This is a genomic window from Kluyvera sp. EC_51 (assembly GCF_019584505.1).
GTDB classification, from domain to species: Bacteria; Pseudomonadota; Gammaproteobacteria; order Enterobacterales; family Enterobacteriaceae; genus Kluyvera; species Kluyvera sichuanensis.
This window is the reverse complement of sequence record NZ_VDAG01000018.1, coordinates 1-3,909: the sequence shown is the minus strand read 5'-3', so window position 1 is coordinate 3,909 and position 3,909 is coordinate 1. Positions and strand designations below refer to the sequence as shown.

Sequence of the window (3,909 nt, the reverse complement as noted above, 5' to 3'; positions counted from 1 at the left end):
AGACCATCCGGCCTTCAGTATCACGAACCACCAGACGGAAGTGACTGCCCTGGTCGTCTTCGAGTGTGATATTGCTGTACGTGGTAGTGACCGCTTGCGCTTGTCTCCGGGTGAAAGGCCCCGGTGGCAGCAACACGGATTGGGTCATTTTCGGGCTCCTGATAAAAGAAAACCCCGGCAGCCTGCTAGCTGTCGGGGTGGATTTGCTGGGGAAGATACTACTATCAGTCGTTGCTGCAGTCTCCGAGAGTGGACAGAACTTTCTCAGCGTTCTTCCGGTCCGCAGTGAAGGTCCCTGCTTTGTGGTCATTGACGTAGACGTCGAACTGCCCGGACTCAGAGATATTGCTGATGAAGTCAAACCAGGCGTTATCGCCGTTACGCCAGCCCAGGCTGGACGGAATAATGTACTGCTGGTGATCCATCACTACGGTGATAGTAGTGTCGTCATCGTGCGAACTGACCATCTTGTCATCGGCAAGGGTAAGAAAGACTGAATGCTGATAGAAACCATTCTGGTCCGGGTTCCCTGTGCAGTTGATGGTAAACGTCTTTCCGCTGGCTTCGGTCACGCTGTATTCCGTATTGCCCTGACCGTAACCCTGCTGCCAGAACCCCGGGATAGCAGAGGCATTAAAGCTCGCGAGCAGTACACCCGCCAGCATAAACCGACTTAGTGAAAGTATTGTCATTCTTGTCTCCTTTGTCGTTGTTTTATTCCTGGTTCTCAGGGTTTGAGGGTATCAGCAGTCGCCCCATCAGTTTGCCGTCATGGGCGTACTCAAAGTATTTTTCTTTGGTATACGGGTCCGTCACCTCCTGGTATTCCAGTTTGATGTTATCGGCAATACACAGCGCATTCATCAGTGGCTGGACGGTTTTTTCCTGCATATCCACGAGGTAGTAGTAACTGCCACCCTCGCAGCCATCGGGCGACTGGTGGGTACGTAAAACCTGCAAGGTGGGACCGGATAAGTAGTCAACCTGTGACCATTCTTCGCTGACATCATCCTGGTGGCTGACCACATCACTGAAACGCGGTGGGGTTAGATCCTTAAATTTGCTGATGGCCTTCAGGTCATCACTTCTGTTATCGCATGCGCTTAGAAACAGCGTGGTGGCAACCAGCACCAGCAGAGGCAGTGTTTTACGTTTCATTATTTTTTTCCTGAAATCAGACGAACCACTTTGGCAAAGACATAAATGCCGACGAAAATACCCACCGGCACGCCGACGAACGGTGTCAGTGCGACACTGGCCGCACCGGCTGCCCCTCCGCCCGTCAGCAGTGCGGCAACGGTGGCAAGGGTCAGGGCCGTGAGGCTGTCGGACACCCCGGTTTTGTTCAGAATGATGACGATGACAACAATGGCGATAATGGCAATAAATGGCATAGGCTCTCCCTGCGGATGAGTTGAGATAGACCTGCACTATTCCGGTGGGCTGTCGGCCGGAACAAACGCAAGCAGCGACTGCTGGATAAAGCGAAAATGGGGTAAGGCCTGAATAAACACCGGGTCTTCAACCAGACTGCACAGACTGTCGTTGCGGCGAAAAGACTCCTGCAGGGGTTGAACCAGATGGATTTCATCCAGGGTGAATACGGCGATATGTCCGTCGTGCTCTGCCACCAGATACCAGGCCTGCTGGTGGATAAGTAACCGGCAGGGAGCCAGCCGCTCACAGCGCTGCCCCTCGGCAATCAGCGTCACCCGCCTGCGCCCGGTAATGGCCTGAATCAGTCGCCAGAAAGACAATGCGCCTGATGGCGAAGGAGCCGGACTGGCGGGTGCGATTACGCAGGGAGACTCATCGCACATCAGCAGTGCGTTTACCAGACGACGGTCAAAGCCAGGGAAAAGACCGGCCATCCCGCTGCGGTGGGCAAAGATAAGCACGTCGGGCACCATCTGCGTCTCACTGCCCGCAGTACGTAAGCGGCAATATCCGGACTGATACTCCAGGTCCAGATACATCAGCCGCTCACGAAAATCACGCCGCAGCGTGCGCACCGACACACCAAACTCAGCGGCCAGCTTACGCACACTCAGTGTTTCCCCTGCCACCAGACGGCTGATTATCAGTGACAGCCTGACAGCCAGCCGGTCATGGCGGCGTTCTGCCTGTGTCATGAGACGTTCTCCGTGAAAGTTAACTGACTGAAAATGATGTGATTACTTTAAAGAGGGGGTCGGACAGGGTATGGACATCACAGAAACTATTTTTCATTTCTGCAAAAGCCAGAGGCAGCGGGGGTTACAGGCCATTCACTCAGTGAGTGAGGACCGCCAGCACGGTGCGATGCGGACAGGTGGTGTCCGATATTAACAAAGCAGCAACATTAAACGGTCACTGCAGTTGCGTGAGCAGGGCTTCCGCCATCACCCACAGTGCCCGGTTAAGTTTCACGTCCCCGTCGATACCGCGAACGGCACGGGTATGTGACCGTCCTCCTTTGGCATTACGGCCACTGAGCCCGCCCTTAATCAGGTTCTCCTGAATACGCTGGTACGTGGTCCACAGGTCATTGCTCTCATCCTGCCAGCGGCGAGGGGAGAGGATCTGCGATTCAGTCACCGGCTGGTGGTCTTCACCAAAGCGGTATGTGAGGGCGGCTTTTGCCAGTGCCTGCTGTGCCGGGGGTGGCAACAGCAACGACTGCATGGCATCCCGTTTCTCCTCCACCCGGTCAAAAATCCCCAGCACCTCATACGCGCCTTCAATCACCTGACTCACCACGTCCCCCTTGTGTGGCACCCGCACCTCGCCAAACGACTCACCGCAGACGAGCCCGTTCTGACAAACCGCACGAAATAAACCCGGCAACATCTGGTACGAACTGGTGCCATCATGGGAGTTGAGCAGGATAATTTCTGGTACCTGTTTACCGGTAATCTGCCCCTCCCGACGAAGGCGTAGCATGTGTTTTGTGTGCTCGCGTCGACCCGGGTCGCGTACCCGGGTCTGACAGGCAAAGAACGGCTGGAAGCCTTCTCGCTGTAGGCTGTCGAGCAGGGAGATGGTGGGTATATAGGTGTAGCGTTCACTACGGGATTCATGTTTGTCCTCACTGAATACACTGGGCACCACGCGAAACAGCTCTTCGCGGGTTAACGGGCGGTCGCGACGGATAAGATTTGCTGCGCCAAAGCGCGAAGCCAGACGGGTCATAAGCAGACTCCTCATAACGGGAAAACAAATAAAAGGGATCCCCGTCGCATCTGCGACAGGGGCAGGGAAGTAACAGGGATGGGTTAAATACTCAGAAGAAGAAATCCCAGACGGCGCGGGCCACTGACACCACCGTGGTGCGCACGGCCTGAATGACAGCCCGTACCGGGGCGGGTATCAGGGGAAAGGCACTGATGCTATCGAGTACAGCACCGACGGTTTCACCAAAATCGCTACGAGCCTGTTCCCGGACTACCGTCGTGCGAAAGGGATGCTGCAGTTGCGACACCACCGGGCTGCTGGCCTCACGCGGCAGGCAACGGATCATGCGCTCTGCCATCACCCGTAGTCCCCACTGCAGACGGACTGACACGGCACATACAGGATGCACTGGCTGGAACAGCTCATGCAGCAGGCAGATTTTGCGGCTGATATTCTGCTTCTGCTCTGTGGACAATCGCTCTCCACCGCTGGTGGGCTCAGTCTTATCAGACTGGCTGATAACAAACAGCACTTTATGCCGGTAAGCTTCACCAATCACCTGGCGGTAAAAATGCTCATCCACCGCCAGTGCCCGATCATCAGCCTTAATCAGCCACAGTACCAGGTCGAGGCGAGGAAGCTGTTCGCGGTACATCGCAGCATACTCGGTATCGCGAGCACCACTTTCGCCCACGCCGGGCAGGTCCACCAGCGTCATATAGCGGTCGCCGACTTGCAGGCGAAAGCGCAGTGGCT

At 55.7% G+C, this 3,909-nt stretch carries 7 protein-coding genes; all 7 read right to left on the bottom strand.

The window, feature by feature from the left end; all coding sequences use genetic code 11:
• Positions 1 to 148, bottom strand: a 148-nt coding sequence (locus tag FHC49_RS05570) for a DUF905 family protein (protein WP_021553246.1), incomplete at its 3' end; no start/stop codon positions are given.
• Positions 149 to 224: 76 nt separating this feature from the next.
• The gene (gene ykfB, locus FHC49_RS05565) at positions 225 to 692 is read right to left on the bottom strand and encodes a protein YkfB (protein ID WP_023305531.1); all 468 of its coding nucleotides are present in this window, start codon (positions 690 to 692) and stop codon (positions 225 to 227) included.
• Between the two features lie 22 nt (positions 693 to 714).
• Positions 715 to 1,158, bottom strand: coding sequence for a YfjS/YafY family lipoprotein (locus tag FHC49_RS05560; RefSeq protein WP_053263801.1), 444 nt, complete (start codon positions 1,156 to 1,158; stop codon positions 715 to 717).
• Complete coding sequence (gene ypjK, locus FHC49_RS05555; protein WP_001115854.1) at positions 1,158 to 1,394, bottom strand: protein YpjK; 237 nt, start codon at positions 1,392 to 1,394, stop codon at positions 1,158 to 1,160. Before ypjK ends, FHC49_RS05560 begins: the two co-directional genes overlap by 1 nt.
• Before the next feature lie 36 nt (positions 1,395 to 1,430).
• Positions 1,431 to 2,132 (bottom strand): WYL domain-containing protein, encoded by a 702-nt coding sequence (locus tag FHC49_RS05550; protein ID WP_001548933.1) that lies wholly within the window; start codon positions 2,130 to 2,132, stop codon positions 1,431 to 1,433.
• Between the two features lie 217 nt (positions 2,133 to 2,349).
• Positions 2,350 to 3,171: a DUF932 domain-containing protein gene (locus FHC49_RS05545; protein WP_000197389.1), complete on the bottom strand. Its 822-nt coding sequence runs from the start codon at positions 3,169 to 3,171 to the stop codon at positions 2,350 to 2,352.
• 91 nt (positions 3,172 to 3,262) lie between these two features.
• Positions 3,263 to 3,909, bottom strand: a 647-nt coding sequence (locus FHC49_RS05540; RefSeq protein WP_220439116.1) for a GTPase family protein, incomplete at its 5' end; no start/stop codon positions are given.

Excerpts from the sequence above, each read along its gene's own strand:
- FHC49_RS05560 (WP_053263801.1), bottom strand. The coding sequence starts at position 1,158 with ATGAAACGTAAAACACTGCCTCTGCTGGTGCTGGTTGCCACCACGCTG.
- FHC49_RS05545 (WP_000197389.1), bottom strand. The coding sequence starts at position 3,171 with ATGACCCGTCTGGCTTCGCGCTTTGGCGCAGCAAATCTTATCCGTCGC.
- ykfB (WP_023305531.1), bottom strand. The coding sequence starts at position 692 with ATGACAATACTTTCACTAAGTCGGTTTATGCTGGCGGGTGTACTGCTC.
- FHC49_RS05550 (WP_001548933.1), bottom strand. The coding sequence starts at position 2,132 with ATGACACAGGCAGAACGCCGCCATGACCGGCTGGCTGTCAGGCTGTCA.
- ypjK (WP_001115854.1), bottom strand. The coding sequence starts at position 1,394 with ATGCCATTTATTGCCATTATCGCCATTGTTGTCATCGTCATCATTCTG.